Raw genomic sequence first — 17,204 nt, 5'->3', positions numbered from 1 at the left:
AGGACGGCCGCCCGCGGCGTGCGCCCAGTGGTGACCGTGGACGTGGCGTGCCTGCCGGAGGAGCGGAGGCGACGACCGTGCCGGCGGCGGGCGGCAGGGAACGTACGGGCGCGGTCGTGGGGTTGTGCGAGGCACGGACCTCGAAGTGCCCGCCGCCGTCGGCGTCCTGAGTGCCCGGGCGTAACCTCGACGGCGTGACCGAGACGTGGACGGCCGGCTCCGCCGGGATCCTGCACCTGCCCTCCGGCCGCCTCATCCGGGGCCGCGGCCTGCTCCGCCCCCTCCCCGCGGGCCCGGAGCCCGCTTTCGCGGTCTACCTGCTCGGAAAGCGGCCTCCCGAAGTCCCCTGGGAGGCCGCCTGGCTGCGCTGGCCCGACTTCCGCCTGCCCAGCAGCCCGGCCGAGGCCCGCGCGGTCCTCGCCGAGGCGTGGGAACGGTCCGCGGCCGAACGCGTCGAGATCGCCTGCGCCGGCGGCCGAGGCCGCACCGGCACGGCCCTGGCCTGCCTGGCGATCCTGGACGGCGTCCCCGCCACCCGAGCCGTGCGGTACGTCCGCGACCACTACGACCCCCATGCCGTGGAAACCCCCTGGCAAAAACGCTACGTCCGCCGCTTCACGGCCTGATCCGGCCCGGCATCACGCGCCGCCGGCCCCGTGACGGCTCGTCACGACCGGAAGCCGGGCGGGTCGGCGAGGACCCTCTCCGTGGGCATGACATCGGCACCGTTACCGTACTCGGGCGATCTTGAGCCGAACTGTTGAGGAGCCCCATGTACGCCGCTGCCCAGGACGAGGCGCACGACGAGTTGTTCCCCTTCGTCCCGGCGCCGGAGGACGGCGTTCGCTGGCAGGCTCCCACCGACGTGGAGCAGTACCTGTACAAGGTGACGAGGTCGGACGACTCCTACGCCTACCTGCGCACCCTCGCGATCGAGGGCGTCTACTACCCGGTGCGCCTCGACGAGGCACAGGCCGCCGGCGGCGACACGCACCCCATGCTGACCATCGAGACGCCGGACGGGCGGACCGTCCTCCAGGTGTACACGCCCGGCCTGCTGCCGCGCCCGCACCCGTTCCTCGTCTACGAGTACGCGACGCTCGGCGCGCTCGCACAGATCGTCCCCGACGGCGTGGACGTCCTCGCCGTCAACGCGGCCACGCCCTGCGAGCAGTACTTCCTGGTCAGCGACGAGGAACGCGAGGTGTGGCTGGACCTGCACCACGAGCTGTTCCGCCCGGACGAGCTGATGGACCGCGTCGTGACCCGCTGCACCGGCGCCCCCGCCCCCGGCCCGCTGCTGCACGGCCTGGCCTGCGGCGCGCACCTGTGCTTCCGCAACGGCGACGCGTGGAACACCCTCCACTGGCACGGCATGGGCTACCGCGGCGAGACCGAGCGGATCGCCGACGACTGGGGCGTGCACAGCCGCGAAGACTGGATCAGCACGGAGGAGCGCCTCCTCGCCCAGGACGTGAGCCCCTGGTACTGGGACTTCGTCCTGGGCGCGCGGACCGCGCTGCTCCGCGCGCAGGGCGGCGGCCGCCCCGACCCGGGGCAGTGGCGCGACACCGTCGAGGCCACGGCCCGTGCCCGCGCCCATGAGAGCGGCACTTCCGCCGGCGACCCCGACCTGGCCGGGTTCGTGGCGCACCTGCGCGGCATCGTGGGCCAGGTGCTGCGCTACGAGGCCCGGTTCCGCGCCGACGGCCTCCTGCCTCCCGACGGCCTCGTGCGTACGGTCGCGGCCTGGGACATCGGCAGGGCCTCGAAGATGGCCCGCTGGGGCCGGGGCGCGCGCTACGCCACCGAGGCCGAGATGCACGCGGCGATCGAGCGCGCGTCCGGTGCCGCACAGGCCGCGTACGACTCCTGGGAGGAGTTCTCCGCCGGTTACATACTCGGCCGGTGCCTGCACTTCGACGAAGAAGAGTTCGGCCCCTGGTACACGACGGTCCTCGACGCGCACCGCGCCCTGACCACCGACCCGGACAGCCTGTGGCGGACGGTGCCCTTCAAAGATCCCGCACCCGGGGCGTGACCTCCGCCACGCGGCGGCCCGCCGCTACGAGCGGCGGCGGGGCTTGCCGCGCTTGGCGGCGCCGGATCCGCCCCGCGAGCTCTTGCCGGCCGCGGCCTTGCGCTGGCCGCCGCCCGAACCGGGACGCTTCCCCTTCGGCTGCGCCTTGGCCTGGCCACCCTTGGCCGGGGCCTTCGACGCCTTGGCCTGGGCCTTGGCGTCGGGCTGCGTGCGGCCGCGCGAGCTGTTGACCGTGCGCCCGCGGACGATCCCGATGAAATCCTCGACCATGTCGGTGGTCGCGTCCTCGGGCCACGACAGGGCGACCCGCGACTGCGGGGCATCCGTGAGCGGCCGGTACGTGAGGTCCTTGCGGTGGTGCAGGCGGGCCAGCGACTGCGGGACGGCGAGGACGCCCACCCCCGCCGCCACCAGCTCGATGGCGTCCGCGGTCGTGGCCGGGCGCTCGATCGCCGCCCGCCCAGGCAGCTCCTCCCAGCCGAGCACGTCGTCGAGGGGGTGCAGCACGATCTCGTCGGCCAGCTCCTCCGAGGTGACCTCCTCGACCGCCGCCACGACGTGGTCCTTCGGGATCACGACGACCGTGGTCTCGGTGTAAAGGGGGATCGCGCTGAGGTCCGTACGCTCGGCCGGCAGCGGCAGCCGGACGAAACCCGCGTCGGCGCCGCCGCCCCGCAGGACGTCGCACGCTTCGGCGGCGGTGACCGCGACGAGGTGCAGAGGGATGTCGGGCAGCCGCTCGTTCCAGATTCGCACCCACTTGGCGGGCGTCACTCCCGGGACATAGGCGAGCCGGAACGAAGGGGAAACTTCCGAGCCTGTCACTCCGCCAGGCTACCGGTCGTGGTCGAGGTAGCGCACATGCTCGAATACCCTTGACGTCATGACGTCGCACAAGACCACCCAGACGATGAAGCCCGCGACCGCGGCGAAGAAGCTGGGTGTGTACCTCCAGGCCACCCCCGCCGAGTTCCAGGAGGGGGTCGTCACGCGCAACGAGCTGAACGCGCTCCAGGCCGACCCGCCCGCGTGGCTGCAGGACCTGCGGCGCAACGGCCCGCACCCCCGCCCGGTGGTCGCTTCGAAGCTGGGCGTCTCCATCGCGGGCCTCGCCCGGGGCGGCATCACCGACCCCCTCACCACCGAGCAGATCGACGCGCTGAAGGACGAGATGCCCGAGTGGCTCCAGCGCGAGCGTGCCACCCAGGCCGAGGTCCGCAAGGAAGCCGCGCGCATCAAGGAGAAGCAGGAGCAGCAGGAGCAGCAGGGGAAGTAGGCGAAGGAGTCGGAGCAGGGCGCCTGACGCCTGCCCCCGTCCCGCCCTCGCTGAACGAGATCCACACGTCGGGCGGCAGGTCCGGCCGTCCCGGCACGGGCCTGCGCTCCTCCGTCCACGCGCTGCCCGCGACCTCGGCGGCCACGCGCCGCCAGAAGCGCACCGCGACCGCGTTCGCGTCCTGGAACGGAATCTCCCACCGGCCCGGGTGACGGGCCACGACCTCCCGGGCGGCCCCCAGCCCCGCCCCCGTCCCGCGCGCCCCGCGCACCACGAAGAAGCTGTTCATCACGCGCACCGGACCGCCCAGCCCGCGCACGAAGGCCAGGCCGGCGGGGGAGGGGCCGCTGCGCAGCAGGTACGGCGCCCAGCCGGCGCCGGCGAGCGCCGCTTCGAGCCGGTCGCTGCGGAACGTCCCGTCGCGGGCGGGCACCGAGCCGTCGAACGCCGACATGTCGTGGCGGAACATCAGCCACAGACGCTCCAGTACGGGGCGGTCGGCGTCGCTCGCAAGGTGTACGGATACGGGTGCGGGTGCGGCTACGGGCGCGTCTGATCGGTATGCAGGCATGAAAAAAGCCTCCGCGCGGAATGGAGCCGCGGCCGGAGGCTGAAGTGACGACGGACAACGTAGCACGCCGCCGTCCGCCGATCCCGCTTCCGGGTGAACCCCCGGGGCCACCGGTGTCACCCTCCGGCACCCGAGGAAGGCGTCGGGGGAACGGACCGTGGCCGGCCGGGACGTCATGCCGAGGAGAAGCGCCGTGGAAATGCCCCAGGTGAGCGTATGTCAGGTGGACGAGTGCGCCTACAACCAGGACAGCGCCTGCCACGCACTCGCGATCACCGTGGGCGACTCCGCCCACGCCCACTGCGACACCTACTTCGTCTTTCCCTCGAAGGGCGGCGACTCCTCGTCCGTCGGCCGGGTCGGCGCCTGCAAGATGGCCGGGTGCCTGCACAACGTCGGACTGGAGTGCCAGGCTCCCGGCATCACGGTGGCCGCCCTGGGGGCCTCGGCGGACTGCCTCACCTTCACGGCGAGGTAGCGGCGCGGGGTGAGGCGGAGGGCCGCCGCCCCACCACGAACAGGTCGGTCACGTAGGTCTCCTCGATCTCCTCGCCGGGGAAGAGCGCCCGCAGGCGGCCCCTCTCGGCGGTGAGGAACTCCCGGGCGGCGGTCTCGCCGAGCACCAGGAACGCCGAGTGGCTGCCGATGTTGGCGAGGTGCACGCCGAGGGGGACGGTCCGGCTCCAGCGCACGTGGCGGCGCACGCAGGGCAGCCCCTCGAAGCCCGCGAGCCGGGCGGCACGGCGGTCGTCGGGCTCCCTGGACGGCGGCTCCGTTCCGGTGTGGCGCGCGATCCGCTCGTGCTGGGCGGCGATCCACGGCACGTCGAGCGCGGTCGTGTTCCACCAGACGGCGAGCGCACCGCCGGGCCGCAGCACCCGCAGCGCTTCGGGGACGGAGCGGGACCCGCAGCGCTTCGGGGACGGAGCGGGCGGTGTCCGTCCAGTGCCAGGACTGTGCGTACGTGAGGAGGTCGACGGACGCGTCGGCGAGCGGCAGGGCATTGCCGTCACCCCGGACGACCGGCACACCGGGGAGCTCGCGGCGGAACCGGGCCGCCATGCCGTCCCCCGGCTCGACCGCGACGACCTCCGCGCCGCGCTCGCGCAGCAGGGCCGTGGCGATCCCGGTGCCCGCGCCGACGTCCGCGACCCGCGCACCGGCGAGGGGACGGCCCGCGAGCTCTTCGACGGCGTCCAGGAGGGCGGGCGGGTAGGAGGGGCGGTTCGCGGCGTACTGGTCGGCGGCCGCATTGAACGACTGTGCGCGCAGCTGGACATCCATCAGCCCATCCTCGCTCCTGCCTCCTCTTTCACGCCAGGATTTCCGGGGCGCTGCCGGAGCGGCCGTCGCGGTCAGCGCAGTTCGCCTTCGAGGAGCCCCATGAGGATCATGTCGTGCCACGTGCCGTCGCGGCGGAAGCACTCCCGCTGCCGCCCCTCCTCGACGAAGCCGGTCTTGTCGTATACGCGGCGGGCGGATTCGTTGTCCGCGACGACCGTCAGGGAGATGCGGTGCAGGCGCAGCTCGTCGAACCCGAACCGGCAGATCACGCGCACGGTGTCGGTCGCGTAGCCGCGCCCCCAGTAGTCCTTGTCGCCGATGCGGAGGTCGAGTTCGGCCGAGCCGGTCTCGGGAGCGGCGTCGCGCAGCCGCACCGAGCCGATCAGCCGCTGCTCGCCGAGCGGCTCGACGCCGAGGAACGTGCTCGCGTACGAGTTCCGGGGGAGGGACGCGAAGCGCTCGGTGATCTGCGCCAGAGACTCCGGGTAGCCGCCGAACATCCAGCGCCCGATCGCGGGGTCGTTATTCCACCGCCACATCGTCTCGGCGTCGGACGGTTCGAGGGCCCGGAGCCGTACAAGATCACCAGTCAGCATGGCGGAAGGCTACTGGTGTGCGGCATCTCCGGACAGGGCGGTGTCCGCCGAGGCCAGCGCCTCGAACAGCGGCTCCGGGCCGGCATCCCTGGGCAGGTCGCTGACCTGGCCGTCGCCTACCTCCACCACTCGCCACACCCCGTCCTCGCGCCGGGCGAGGTCGGTCGTCACGAAGCGGCAGTCGAGGGCCGCCACGAGGGGCGCTACGGCGTCGAGTGACGGTGACGGCCGCCGGTCGGGGTGGTCGGGGTGGGCCGTGACGAGGACGGGGCGGCCGTCCACCCACCACACGCGGGCCTCGCCGGCGCCGGTGAAGCGCTCGAAGGCGCGGAGCACCACGCCGCCCGCGAGGAAGGGGCCCTGGAGCTCGACGAAGCGGGCCACCACCGTGGCCAGCCGGTCCGTGTCGGCGAGATCGGGTACGTAACAGGCCTTGTGCCACTCGTGCTTGCGGGACTTCACGAAGTCCTTGACGATGCCGGGCCCGCCGCCGAGCGGTGCCGCGAGAGCGGCGAGCGCCGGGGCGCCCGGCGCCCGGCCGGCCCGGGCGGGGAGCCACACGCTGGCCGGTGTGACGGAGGCGAAGGCGGCGTACCAGCCGGGGAGTTCGTGCGCGCGCCGGTAGGCGTCCGGCGGGGTCAGCAGCGTGACCCCGCGGGCGGCGAGCGCGCCCGCCAGCTCCGCGTACCGCACGGAGGGGACCATCCAGCCCCGGTACCAGGCGGCGCCCGCCCCGCGCGGCACGCCGCGCACCGCGTCGCCGGCGTCCCCGGCGAGCAGCGCGTCGTGGTCGATGAGGGCGGTCCGCAGCCCTGCCTCGCGGGCGGCCCGTATGTCGTCCGCGAAGTGCGGGTCCGCCCGCCGGGGGTGGAGCGGGTCGCAGCAGAAAAGGATCACGGGTGCCATGCGGGCACCCTAATGGGTGACGAGTAGGGCTCGCCCGCAGGAGTGACGGCGCCCCGAAGGGGCGCGGGGAACTGCGCGGCCAGCCCCCACCGGCCCGGGGATGACGCACTCCGCTTCCCGCGGAGCGTCAGGCGTCCTCCGGGCCGTCGCGGGTGATGGCGAGCAGGACCAGGTCGTCGGTGATGCGCCCGCCGGTGTGGCGGCCGACATCGGCGAGGAGCGCGTCGAGCAGGGCGTCCGGGCCGGAGAACTCCCGCCCGGACAGCCTCGCGCCGGGGTCGTAGAAGACCCCGGCGCGGTCCCGTGCCTCGGTGAGGCCGTCGGTGTACAGCAGGAGCGTCGCCCCCGGCGGAAAGGGCACGGTGTCGGTGCGGTCCTCGGCGGCGCCCAGGTCGGCCAGGGCCAGGGGGAGGGCGGGCCGGGACGGTTCCGCGTAGCGCGCCCGCCCGCCGTGCAGCAGCAGGGGTGCCGGGTGGCCGCGGTTGAGCAGTTGCAGCTCGTCGCCGGAGTGCGGGATGCCGGCCAGCACGCTCGTGACGAACCCCTCGGTCCGCTCGACCCCTGTCCGCCGGTCCGCCTCCCGGCGCAGCGCCCGCTCCAGCCTGGCCGCGACCGCGGTGATCGCGGGCTCGTCGTCGGCGGCCTCCCGGAACACCCCCAGGGCGACGTCCACGGCCTTGACCGCGTCCATGCCCTTGCCCCGCACGTCACCGACCAGGCACCGCACGCCGTACGGGGTGTCCTGCACGCCGTAGAGGTCACCACCGATCTGCGCCTCCTTCACGGCCGACTGGTAGCGCACGGCGATGCGCAGGGGCCCGATCGAGGCGGGCGGCTGCGGCAGCACGGCGCGCTGCACGGCGAGGGCGATCCTGCGCGCGGACTGCAGCCGTACGTCGCTGAAGTACATGAGGCGGTTGACGACGACGGCGAAGGCCGAGACCGTCGCGACGGTCGCCAGCTCGCTCCGCCCGCTCGAGTCCCCGAGGAAGCCGAAGTGGATCAGCAGCGCGATGTCGGCCGTGCAGGCGCCGAGGGCCGCAAGGATCGTCGCCCGCAGCGACAGCAGTGCGGCGGCCGACATGGGCGCGGCCGTGTAGAAGGCCTCGGCGCTGAAGTGGGGAGGCGTGTTGTAGTCGAGAGCGGCGCCCCCGACGAGCAGGAAGGCGGGCAGCCACTGGAGGTGGCGCAGGCACCAGCGCCCGACGGTGGTGCGCTCCGTGCCCGCTGCCCTCACGTGCCCGCTCCCGCTCTCCCGTGCCGTACGACACGCTCCAGCATCCTCGGGCCCGGTGAGGGCTGCCAGTCATGGGGCGCCCGTATGGCTCAGCCGTTCCCGGCGCGCCCCCGCGCTCAGATGCCGCCTGCCGTCACTGCGTGCGCTGCACGTTCCACAAGGGCAGTCCTTCGAAGAAGGACACGGCTTCCGCGCGCCAGTGCGGCCGCCAGGCGGACGCCTCGGCGGCGGCGTCCTCGGCGTAGCGCCGCATGGCGGAGCGGAGTTCGGCGTCGGCGCCGCGGTCCCGGGCGATGCCGCGTATGCGGTCGATCGTGGCGGCCGTGCAGCCCGGGTCGCCCAGCGCGGACTCCAGCACCGCGCGCTCCGCGCCGGTCGCGGTGGCCAGCACGGCGCGGACGGCGTAGCTGCGCCGCCCGGACCGGATGTCGGAGCCCGGGGACTTGCCGATGGTGTGCTCGTCGCCGAAGAGGTCGAGGTAGTCGTCGCGCATCTGCCCGCTGATGCCGGCCAGGGTCGCGTACCGGCGCAGTCGTTCGTCGTGGCCGGCCAGGTCCTCTCCCGCGGCCAGCAGACCCAGCCGCAAGGGGGCGAGGAGGGAGTACCGGGTGGACTTGTATTCGGTGACGGTGTGCAGCAGTTCCTCGGAGGGCAGGAGCTCGAAGTCGCGTTCCAGGTCGGCGATCTGGCCGGCGACGGTCTCCGCACCGGCGCCCAACTGCACCTCCAGCATGGCCTGCTTGAGCGCGGCGGGCGCGTCGCCCTCCAGCAGGATCCGCATCGACAGGAAGGCGGCGAGATCGCCCGCCAGCACGGCGAGGCCCAGCGCGGTCCGGGGGTCTTCGGGGAACTCCCGGCGGTAGGCGTCGTACGTGGACGGGCCGCCGCGGCGCACGGGGGAGTCGTCGATGATGTCGTCGTGGACCAGCCCGTGCGTCTGGAGCAGTTCGATGCTCAGCGCGGCTTCCGCCAGGCCGGCCGGTTCCTCGTCGGTCACCAGCCGGGCCGCCTCGTACAGCAGGGCGACGCGCAGCCGCTTGCCGCCGCGCAGGGAGAGGTCCCGCAGGAGGCCCAGGCAGCGCGGGGTGAAGCGGCTGAGCGGCGGGGTGTCCAGGGTCCCGGCGAGGGAGTCGAAGTACGCCTCGAAGCGGGCGTCGAAGCGGCGCCGGTATCCGGCGAGCCGCTCCCGGGCGGCGGCCGCGGTCGCCTGCTGCGCTTGGTGGTTCGTGGTGCTCATGGGGTCCACCCTTCCAGCAGTCCGGGAAGGGAGGGACCGTCACTACGTCTTGTCACCGCCGCAACACTCTACGTAGCATTGTGGAATCAGTGGTTCCGGGCGTTTGAGGGGGTCAGGATGAAACGTATCGCCAGCCTTGCGTGTGCGGCTGCGGCCGCCCTTGTCTGTGGTGTGGCGACCGCCGACGCGCACAGCGAGCAAGGTGCGCACAGCGGGCAGGGTGCGTACGGCGAGCAAGGCGCGTACAGCGAGCACGAAAAGGCGCAGGGCTTCGCCTCCACGCCCCACGCGGGTCCGCAGCAGGCCGTCGATGCCGGGGCGGAGGAGTCAGGGGGGTTCCTGCACGTCTTCGGCGATCCCGTCGAAGTCGGTCCGGGGGCGAATGCCCCCGCCGTGGCGGTCTGTCCGGCCGGGCACGTGCCGGTCGGTGGTGGTGGCGAGACCTCGGCGCACCGCATCTACCTCACCGACTCCTTTGCGCAGGGCCCGCAATGGGTCACGCGCGGCACGAACACCAGTACCGGCAGCGAGTCGATGCGGGCGTTCGTGGTGTGCGCGACCCGCGGGTGAGGCCTGACGCCTCCGGGTCGCGGCGGGCGCCGAGGGCCGGGGCTGAGGCCCGCACGCGGACGGCTCCGGTGCGGGCGGTTCCGCGCGAGGCGTCAGCCCGTCGGCAGGCCGGCGATCGGGAGCGGGCCCGCCGCGTGCGGGCCGGGTGCCGACCTGGCCTGCGAAGCGGACGCGGACATCGTGTCGCCCACGCTGCGGCCCGCGGCCCCGGCGGCGGTGCCGATGGTCCGCTGGACCGGGTCCGTCGTGTTCTTCACCGCCGCACCGGCGGCCTTGCCCGCCGCGGGAACGGCCTGCTTCACCAGCTCGGCTCCCGACGCTCCCGCGAGCACGGTCGCCTTCTGGGTGACTCCGGCGACGCTGTCGCCCAGGTTGCCGGGGTCGACGGCGGCGAGCTCGCCGAGGTCCGGGGGCTTCGGCCGGTCGGCGGCGTGGGAGGCGGCGGCCGATCCCATCGTCAGGGCGGCTGCGGCCAGCGCGGCGGTGGCAATGGCTCGGCGCATCGGGTCTCCTCCGGGGATGCGAGCGGGCGGGGATGTGCGTGGGTGGGATGCGAGCGGGCTCTCGTCACGAGAACGACCGGCGGGGCCTCCCGGACACGCATAAGCCTCACAGCCCCGCATATGGGCAGAGCTTCACCGTTCTCGGCCCGACTCTGACCCGTACTCGCGACCCGCGCTCGCGACCGTACTCACGACCCGTACTCACGCTCCGTCAGGGGGTGGCGGCGGCCGGAGGAACCAGCGGCCTGCCACCTCGGCCACCTCCTCCAGCGCGCCCGGCTCCTCGAACAAATGGGTCGCACCGGGGACGACGTGGACCTCGTGGGGCGCCTGCAGCCGGGCCGCGGCCTCGTGGTTCAGCCGCAGCACCTCGTGGTCCGCGCCGCCCACGATCAGCAGGACGGGCGCCCGCACGCGGCTGAGCGCCTCGTCCGCGAGGTCGGGGCGCCCGCCGCGTGAGACCACCGAGCGCACCTGGTCCGGCCGCTCGGCCGCCGCCGTCAGCGCTGCCGCCGCGCCCGTGCTCGCCCCGAACAGGTGCACCGGCAGGCTCGCCGTGTCCGGGTGGTGGCCGAGCCAGTCGACCGCCGCCGTCAGGCGGCCGCTCAGCAGGGCGATGTCGAAGCGGTGACCGGCCGTGAGGGCGTCCACGGCCTCTTCGTGCTCGGTCAGGAGGTCCATCAGCAAGGTGGCCAGGCCGGAGTGCTGGAGCGCGGTGGCGACCGCCCGGTTGCGCGGGCTCAGCCGCGAACTGCCGCTGCCGTGGGCGAACAGCACCACCGCCCGGGCGGAGCCGGGAACGGCGAGGTCGCCGGCGAGCACGGCGTCGTGGGCGGGGATGAGCACTGCCTCGGAGGCCATCGGCACCCACCCTCTCCCAGCGGTTTCCCGGTCCCTTCCAGCCTCTCTCTGTACGGGCGTCACGACCAGCCGGGCGCCGTCGCGCAGGCCTGGCCGGTCGTGGTCCCCGCCGTTCGCGCCCTCAGGGGGCGTCGCTGACGAAGGCTCCCGCCTGCGCGGCGGCTGCTGCGGCCACTGCGGCGCGCTCCGCCGCCGCCTCGTCGAGCGGCTCGCCGGTGGTCAGCAGGCGGTAATAGAGGGGGGCGGAAACGGCGCGGACGACCTCCCGGGTGTCGGTCCCCGCGGGCAGCTCGCCCCGCTCGACGGCCTGCCGCGCGCAGGGCTCCCATTCCGTGACCCGGGTGTCGTAGAAGCGGCGCAGGGCCGCGGCCGCCTGGTCGTCGCAGGTCGCCGCCGCGATCACCGCCTTGAACAGCGCCCCCTGCCGGGGGTCGGCCAGCGTGCGCTGCACGAGGCGGGCGTTGGCGCGCAGGTCGCCCAGCAGCGTGCCCGTCTCGGTGCGGGGGAGCGACTGCTCGGCCATGTCCGCGAGCAGGTCGGCGACGAGGGTGGCGGGCGTTCCCCAGCGGCGGTAGACGGTCGTCCGGCCGACTTCCGCCCGCCGGGCCACGTCGGCGAGGTCCAGGCCGGCCAGCCCGCCCTCGGCCAGAGCGTCCCCGGCGGCCTGGAGGACGGCGGCCCGCACGCGCGCGGTGCGGCCGCCCGGGCGCAGGGTGCCGGGGTCGGCGCTGCTGGAGGTCATAACGGGACTCCCATTCCATTAGTGGCTGGCCTCTGTTACGGTGAACCCATCTTAACGGGATGCAAGTCCCAATAGTGAGGGGAAGGGAACCGCTATGGAATACCGACGACTGGGCGCCTCAGGACTGATGGTTCCGGCGCTGAGCTTCGGCGCAGGCACCTTCGGCGGGCGCGGCGAGCTCTTCGGCGCCTGGGGCGACACCGACGCCGCCGAGGCGCGCCGCCTCATCGACATCTGCCTCGACGCGGGCCTCAACATGTTCGACACCGCCGACGTGTACTCCGCCGGGGCTTCCGAAGAGGTGCTCGGCGCCGCCCTCAAGGGCCGTCGCGACCGGGTCATCCTCTCCACCAAGGCGGGGCTGCCGATGGGCGACGGCCCGGCCGACGCCGGAACCTCCCGCTCACGCCTCGTCAAGTCCGTCGACGACGCCCTGCGCCGCCTCGGCACCGACTACATCGACCTCTTCCAGCTCCACGCCTTCGACGCGGGAACCCCCGTCGAGGAGGTCCTCTCCACCCTCGACGACCTCGTACGGGCCGGGAAGCTGCGCTACACCGGCGTCTCCAACTTCTCCGGCTGGCAGCTGATGAAGTCCCTCGACGCCGCCGACCGGCACGGCCGCCCGCGCTACGCCGCCCACCAGGTCTACTACTCCCTCGTCGGCCGCGACTACGAGTGGGAGCTCATGCCCCTCGGGCTCGACCAGGGCGTCGGCGCCGTCGTCTGGAGCCCCCTGGGCTGGGGACGGCTCACCGGCAAGATCCGCCGCGGCCGGCCCCTCCCGGCCGGCAGCCGCCTGCACGCCACCGCGGACTACGGCCCGCCCGTGGACGACGAGCTCCTCTACCGCGTCGTCGACGCGCTCGACGAGATCGCCGGCGAAACCGGCAGGACCGTCCCGCAGATCGCCCTGAACTGGCTGTTGCAGCGCCCGACGGTCTCCTCCGTCATCATCGGCGCCCGCAACGAGGAGCAGCTGCGGCAGAACCTCGGTGCCGTCGGCTGGAACCTGACCGCCGATCAGGTGGCACGGCTCGACGCGGCGAGCGCCAAGGAGGCTCCGTACCCCTACTTCCCCTACGAGCGCCAGGAAGGCTTCACCCGCCTCAACCCGCACCCGCTGCGGCGCGCGGAGAGCGTGTAACGCGGACTTGCCCGCTGCCCGGTCAAGGGCGGCGGACGAGGACGGGCCGGCGGTCTGTCTGTTCGCCTGTTCGTATCGGCCGCCGTCAGGTGGGCAGTGCGGCCTCGACGGCCGACAGGACCTCGGGGGCGTCGGGCTCCGTCTGCGGGCTGAAGCGGGCGACGACGCTTCCGCCGGCGCCGACGAGGAACTTCTCGGGTTTCTTCTCCGATGAACTTCGCCCCTGTTCGGCGTTGTGCCGTTCCGCCATCGCACGTCAGTGCATCCAAGGGGCACTACAGACGGGGCGCCGATAACATCCTCGCCGACCAGGCATGATGTGGGGTCTCAGATTTCGCGGCACAATCTCAGCCCTGATGGCACATTGGTGGCACTTATGCCGTCTTCGTGAGACTCGGTGGTGTCCTGTCGCACTGAAGCTGTCGGATTCTCACTGTGTCGCATGCGGCGCGTGTTGGTTCTCATCCAATCGAGGCATCCGCTCGGTCTGGAGTGCCGGCGTCGGCTCGTATCCGGTGGGCTACGCTGGTGGCTATGAATACCGGGACGGCCTTGCGCCACACACGGATCGGTGACCCGGGGCTCTTCTGAGCGCCGTACGGGCCGGTTTGGGCCCGCTGTTGGATCGATGCTCTTGCGCTGCTGCGCGGGCTCCGCCTCCGTCGTGTTGATCACAGGCTCTGCACATCAACCACGACAGGAGCATTCATGCCCACCAAGACGCTGCGGATTCCCACCACGGACGGCCAGGCCGACGCCTTCGCCGCCTTCCCCGACCACAGCAAGCGGCACCCAGGGGTGCTGATGTACGCGGACGGCTTCGGCATCCGGCCCGTGCTGCGGGAGATGGCCCGCGAACTGGCCGGGCACGGCTACTACGTGCTCGTCCCCAACTCCTTCTACCGGCACGGCCCGGCACCGCTGGTCGAGCTTCCCGAGTACATCGGAGAAGAGGTCCGGCCCGCGGTCTTCGCCGAGCTAATGCCCCTGATCGAGGCGCACACCGCCGAACGTGTCCTGAGCGACGCCGACGCCTACCTCAGGTTCCTTACCACCCAGCCCGAGGTCGGCGCCGGACCGGTCGCGGTGACCGGCTACTGCATAGGCGGCCTCTACGCGATGCGCACCGCCGCGGCCCACCCCGACCAGGTAGCGGCCGTCGCCGCGTTCCACGGCCCCGTGGGTGTCGATGGGGCCGACCTCTTCTCCAAGCTCACCGCCCAGGTCCACCTCGGCCACGCCGAAGGCGACATGACTCCTGAGGCCCTCGGTGAGCTCAACCAGGCCCTGGATGCGGCAGGCGTCGGCTACACCTCCGAGATCTACCCCGGCACCATCCACGGCTTCACCATGTCCGACACTGACGCTTTTAGCGCCTCCGGGCTCAAGTGCCACTGGGATCGCCTGCTCCCCCTTCTGGACCGCACCCTGGCCAACAGCTGAGGCTCCAGCCCGGGAAACCAGGCCTGAAACGGCCGCGACCAGCAGACGGCATGGCGGTCCGCACCGCTGTCTCCATGGTCGTGGCCCGCCTCTATTGCGAACGGGACTTCCGTAAAAGCCAGGTCGCTTGAGAACGCCGAGCCTCCGCGGTCGCAAACGAGGTGGCATCCCAGCTCGTCAATGGCCCACCATCTGACAGCCTCAGTCCGACAGGACAAGCGGGTTGTGCCGCTCGCCGTCCGTACAAGCGTGCTGAGGAAGTGCCACGGTTCGTGAGACTGAATCCTGTGCCATCGCCGTGAGACAACGGAAAGCCTGCTGGTCAGGAGTCCGGCTCATGCCACGAGCGGCGAGACCCTACACATGATGCGGCCCCGGCACTCCAAGGAGTGCCGGGGCCGCATCATGTGCGGGCACGTCAGGTGAGCTTTACGTGCCATCCGCCGCGGGCGAGGATCGTGCGCCCTTCGGCGCCGATGAGGACGCGGGCGCCCCGCACGGGGAGCTCGCCGTGACTGAGCCAGTAGGCGCGTACTTCGTCAAGGATGTCCCAGAGGCGCCGCGGTCCGCCTTGGTGCACGGTGGGGCGCTCGCTGTCGGCTGCGGTGGCGCGGGCCCATGATCCGTCGGGGTGGGCCATGATCGCGGTTCGCTTGTCTCCGTCTTCGAGGTAGTGGTGGACGATGCCGGGGGCGGTGACGCTGAGCATGGAATCGAGGTCCCATGCCTGTTCGACGTTCACGACCGGGTACGGCCCGGTGGTGATGTCCTCGCCGTCCTGGTGCTCGGCAGCGGCGAGCAGGGCGGCGAGGCCGGGCGGGTAGTCCTCGCCGTGCCGGACGGGCATGAAGCCGGCCCGGTCCCACTGCACGCGGCCCGTCGCGCCGGCGTCCGCGTTCTTCTCCGCGGTGACGAGCAGGGACGTCCCGGCAATGGTCGTCACCAGTCGGCCGCCGGGGCGCAGGGCCTCAAGCCAACTCGGCGGGATCGTGCGGACCGAGACCATGGACACGATGCGATCGACGGACCCCGGCTCGATGGGCAGAGGGCCGGTTGCATCGACGGTCTCGACTCGGGGGCGCAGGCTGATCTCGCCGAGGCGGTTCCGTGCGGCCTCGACGAGGTAGGAGTCGACGTCCAGGCTCGTCACTTGCTCGGGACGGGCCAGGTAGCGGGCGGCGAGGGCGGTTCCGTACCCCGAACCGGTGCCGACGTACAGCAGCGTGTCGGCGGGGTCGAGATAGGCGTGCCGGTGCATGTTAACGACGAGGCCCGGCAAGGTGGCCGAGGACGTCGGCCGGCCTTTCGGGCGGTCGTCGGGGTGGGCGTGGTCGGCGTGCAGGGGACCGACGCGGGTCACGAGGGACTTGTCGGCGTAGGCGGTCGGCAGCCACTCGTCTTCGCTCTGCGGTGTGCGCAGGGTGTAGGCGTCGCCGTCGCGTTCCCACCATCGGGGGATGAAGATGTGCCGGGGTGTCTCGGCGACGAGGGGGCGCCATCGTGACGAGCGGTGTGTGACTGCTTCGGCGAGTGCTTCGGCGTGGTGCTGCCAGTTCACGCGGTGGCCTCCAAGGTAGTTGGGGCGGGGGCGGTGCCGAACTTGGGGAAGGCCGGGAGGCAGGCCGGGGCCGAGGCGGGGTCACAGTCGCTGGAGTCGGCCGGCGTGCAGGCACCGCTCGCCGTGGCTGGGGCGAACTCTTCCTCGTACGCGGGGTCGCAGGCTTCCGTCGATGCCGGGTCGCAGTCGTTGGAGTCGTCCGGCCCGCATGCGGCGCGCGGCATGGGAATGGTCGTGGTGATCTCCTCCCATCGGTCACTGCTGAGGATCTCGACGAGTCGCTGCTGCCGGACGTTACCGGCAACGAGGAAGCGCGAGAGGATGCATCCCGATACGGCTCCGTCCGGATTGACGGAGACGCGGTATCGGAAACAGCGTCCGCACAAGTCGGCGGTGGTGGGTGCGCCGGCGGCGGGGTCCGCGGCGCGCCCGATAGGCCGGGCCTTGTCGATGTTGATCACGCGGACGCCGAGGGCGCGCAGTTCGGCCTCGGCTTCCTTGACGCGCTGCCCCTCGTGCACCTTGACGATTCCGACGCGGAGGGGAATTCCGCGGTCAAGCGCGGAGATGATGTTTGCGCGGGTGCGGGCGTGGCTGCCCTTGCCCCCAGTGATCTTTTCGTGTTCCTCGGCCTGGTCGGAGTAGTACGAGGTGGCGAGGCGGACGCCGGGGCGGCCGAGGGCGGCCCACACGGCGGGGCGGAGGTGGGTGAGGTTGCTGTACACCTCGACGCGCACGCCGGCGTCGAGGGCCTGCGCGATGTAGTGGGGAAGATAGGGCGAGAGGGCCGGTTCCCCGCCGATCAGTTGGACGGTGGGGATGCCGAGGGCCGCCACGTCGGCGATGACCTGCTGCCAGTCGTGATGGGTCATGGCGCCGGGGCCGACCTTGGGGCCGGAGTCGGTGCAGCAGTGAGTGCACTGGAGCTGACAGGTTCCGGTGATCTCCAACTCAACAGAGCGGATGCCGGCGAGGGCAGTGATGGGCTTGCCGGTCTCAGGGGTGACGACGCTCATGGGTACCACTCCTGTGTCCGGTGGTGCGCCTGGTGTGGTGGGAACCCGCCCCGGCGGAACGGACGTTGAGCCGTGCGCCGGGGCGGGTGTGGTTCCCGCCCTCTGCCGGGGTAGGGGTGTGGGGAGGTGACACCCGGGAGAGGGCGGAATCTAGGGGTGGCTCGGGCCTCCGTGGACGGCGAGCCAGATCACGGCGCAGCATGCGGACACGAGGCC

The 17,204-nt window shown here is 72.6% G+C and carries 18 protein-coding genes and 2 pseudogenes; 7 read left to right on the top strand and 13 right to left on the bottom strand.

Annotation, left to right across the window (positions count from 1 at the left end):
- The first annotated feature begins 194 nt into the window (after window positions 1-194).
- Together PS271_RS00480 and PS271_RS00475 are read left to right on the top strand one after the other, a co-directional pair.
- Window positions 195-626, top strand: a complete 432-nt coding sequence (locus tag PS271_RS00480; RefSeq protein ID WP_398379020.1) for a protein-tyrosine phosphatase family protein — start codon at window positions 195-197, stop codon at window positions 624-626.
- 146 nt (window positions 627-772) lie between these two features.
- Window positions 773-2,041: a DUF1266 domain-containing protein gene (locus PS271_RS00475; protein ID WP_398379018.1), complete on the top strand. Its 1,269-nt coding sequence runs from the start codon at window positions 773-775 to the stop codon at window positions 2,039-2,041.
- 24 nt (window positions 2,042-2,065) lie between these two features.
- On the opposite strand, the gene PS271_RS00470 is transcribed toward PS271_RS00475, so the two are convergent.
- A complete protein-coding gene (locus PS271_RS00470) occupies window positions 2,066-2,866 on the bottom strand; it encodes a LysR family substrate-binding domain-containing protein (protein WP_398379016.1) in 801 nt (266 codons plus the stop codon).
- A 58-nt stretch (window positions 2,867-2,924) separates the two neighbouring features.
- Here PS271_RS00470 and PS271_RS00465 point away from each other — a divergent pair, with 58 nt between their 5' ends.
- The gene (locus PS271_RS00465; protein ID WP_398379014.1) at window positions 2,925-3,317 is read left to right on the top strand and encodes a DUF5997 family protein; all 393 of its coding nucleotides are present in this window, start codon (window positions 2,925-2,927) and stop codon (window positions 3,315-3,317) included.
- Here PS271_RS00465 and PS271_RS00460 read toward each other — a convergent pair.
- Complete coding sequence (locus PS271_RS00460; protein ID WP_398379012.1) at window positions 3,277-3,888, bottom strand: GNAT family N-acetyltransferase; 612 nt, start codon at window positions 3,886-3,888, stop codon at window positions 3,277-3,279. The genes PS271_RS00465 and PS271_RS00460 overlap by 41 nt on opposite strands.
- Window positions 3,889-4,087: 199 nt before the next feature.
- On the opposite strand from PS271_RS00460, the gene PS271_RS00455 reads away from it, so the two are divergent.
- Window positions 4,088-4,366, top strand: coding sequence for a DUF1540 domain-containing protein (locus tag PS271_RS00455; RefSeq protein ID WP_228774164.1), 279 nt, complete (start codon window positions 4,088-4,090; stop codon window positions 4,364-4,366).
- Here the strand turns inward: PS271_RS00455 and PS271_RS00450 are convergent.
- From PS271_RS00450 to PS271_RS00430, 5 genes and pseudogenes are all read right to left on the bottom strand, one after another.
- Window positions 4,353-5,172: pseudogene (locus PS271_RS00450) on the bottom strand (class I SAM-dependent methyltransferase). The gene PS271_RS00455 and the pseudogene PS271_RS00450 sit on opposite strands and share 14 nt — an antisense overlap.
- 71 nt (window positions 5,173-5,243) lie before the next feature.
- A complete protein-coding gene (locus tag PS271_RS00445; RefSeq protein WP_398379010.1) occupies window positions 5,244-5,768 on the bottom strand; it encodes a GNAT family N-acetyltransferase in 525 nt (174 codons plus the stop codon).
- A 9-nt stretch (window positions 5,769-5,777) separates the two neighbouring features.
- Window positions 5,778-6,674, bottom strand: a complete 897-nt coding sequence (locus tag PS271_RS00440; protein ID WP_398379008.1) for an ATP-grasp domain-containing protein — start codon at window positions 6,672-6,674, stop codon at window positions 5,778-5,780.
- Window positions 6,675-6,801: 127 nt separating this feature from the next.
- Window positions 6,802-7,911 carry a PP2C family protein-serine/threonine phosphatase gene (locus PS271_RS00435; RefSeq protein ID WP_398379007.1) on the bottom strand — a complete coding sequence of 370 codons (1,110 nt, stop codon included), beginning with the start codon at window positions 7,909-7,911 and terminating at the stop codon, window positions 6,802-6,804.
- 133 nt (window positions 7,912-8,044) lie between these two features.
- The gene (locus PS271_RS00430; protein ID WP_398379005.1) at window positions 8,045-9,148 is read right to left on the bottom strand and encodes a polyprenyl synthetase family protein; all 1,104 of its coding nucleotides are present in this window, start codon (window positions 9,146-9,148) and stop codon (window positions 8,045-8,047) included.
- A gap of 117 nt (window positions 9,149-9,265) precedes the next feature.
- Between PS271_RS00430 and PS271_RS00425 the strand changes: the two genes are divergently transcribed.
- Window positions 9,266-9,718: a hypothetical protein gene (locus tag PS271_RS00425; protein ID WP_398379003.1), complete on the top strand. Its 453-nt coding sequence runs from the start codon at window positions 9,266-9,268 to the stop codon at window positions 9,716-9,718.
- A 92-nt stretch (window positions 9,719-9,810) separates the two neighbouring features.
- On the opposite strand, the gene PS271_RS00420 is transcribed toward PS271_RS00425, so the two are convergent.
- The 3 genes from PS271_RS00420 to PS271_RS00410 form a co-directional block, all read right to left on the bottom strand.
- Complete coding sequence (locus PS271_RS00420) at window positions 9,811-10,221, bottom strand: ATP-binding protein (protein WP_398379002.1); 411 nt, start codon at window positions 10,219-10,221, stop codon at window positions 9,811-9,813.
- 201 nt (window positions 10,222-10,422) lie between these two features.
- Window positions 10,423-11,082: a dienelactone hydrolase family protein gene (locus PS271_RS00415; protein ID WP_398379001.1), complete on the bottom strand. Its 660-nt coding sequence runs from the start codon at window positions 11,080-11,082 to the stop codon at window positions 10,423-10,425.
- 121 nt (window positions 11,083-11,203) lie between these two features.
- The gene (locus tag PS271_RS00410) at window positions 11,204-11,824 is read right to left on the bottom strand and encodes a TetR/AcrR family transcriptional regulator (protein ID WP_398379000.1); all 621 of its coding nucleotides are present in this window, start codon (window positions 11,822-11,824) and stop codon (window positions 11,204-11,206) included.
- Between the two features lie 94 nt (window positions 11,825-11,918).
- Here PS271_RS00410 and PS271_RS00405 point away from each other — a divergent pair, with 94 nt between their 5' ends.
- Window positions 11,919-12,971 (top strand): aldo/keto reductase, encoded by a 1,053-nt coding sequence (locus PS271_RS00405; protein WP_398378999.1) that lies wholly within the window; start codon window positions 11,919-11,921, stop codon window positions 12,969-12,971.
- A gap of 85 nt (window positions 12,972-13,056) precedes the next feature.
- Here the strand turns inward: PS271_RS00405 and PS271_RS00400 are convergent.
- Window positions 13,057-13,167 (bottom strand): annotated as a pseudogene (locus PS271_RS00400) (glutathione peroxidase); the annotation flags it as partial.
- Window positions 13,168-13,679: 512 nt separating this feature from the next.
- On the opposite strand from PS271_RS00400, the gene PS271_RS00395 reads away from it, so the two are divergent.
- Window positions 13,680-14,414, top strand: coding sequence for a dienelactone hydrolase family protein (locus PS271_RS00395; protein ID WP_398378997.1), 735 nt, complete (start codon window positions 13,680-13,682; stop codon window positions 14,412-14,414).
- A 418-nt stretch (window positions 14,415-14,832) separates the two neighbouring features.
- On the opposite strand, the gene PS271_RS00390 is transcribed toward PS271_RS00395, so the two are convergent.
- Both PS271_RS00390 and PS271_RS00385 read right to left on the bottom strand, forming a co-directional pair.
- Window positions 14,833-15,972: a methyltransferase domain-containing protein gene (locus PS271_RS00390; RefSeq protein WP_398378996.1), complete on the bottom strand. Its 1,140-nt coding sequence runs from the start codon at window positions 15,970-15,972 to the stop codon at window positions 14,833-14,835.
- Entirely contained in the window at window positions 15,969-16,988 is a 1,020-nt protein-coding gene (locus PS271_RS00385; RefSeq protein ID WP_398378994.1) for a radical SAM/SPASM domain-containing protein, read from the bottom strand. Before PS271_RS00385 ends, PS271_RS00390 begins: the two co-directional genes overlap by 4 nt.
- Between the last annotated feature and the right edge of the window lie 216 nt (window positions 16,989-17,204).

The organism is Streptomyces sp. SCA2-17 (genome assembly GCF_044336695.1).
This window is presented reverse-complemented; position numbering and strand designations above follow the sequence as displayed.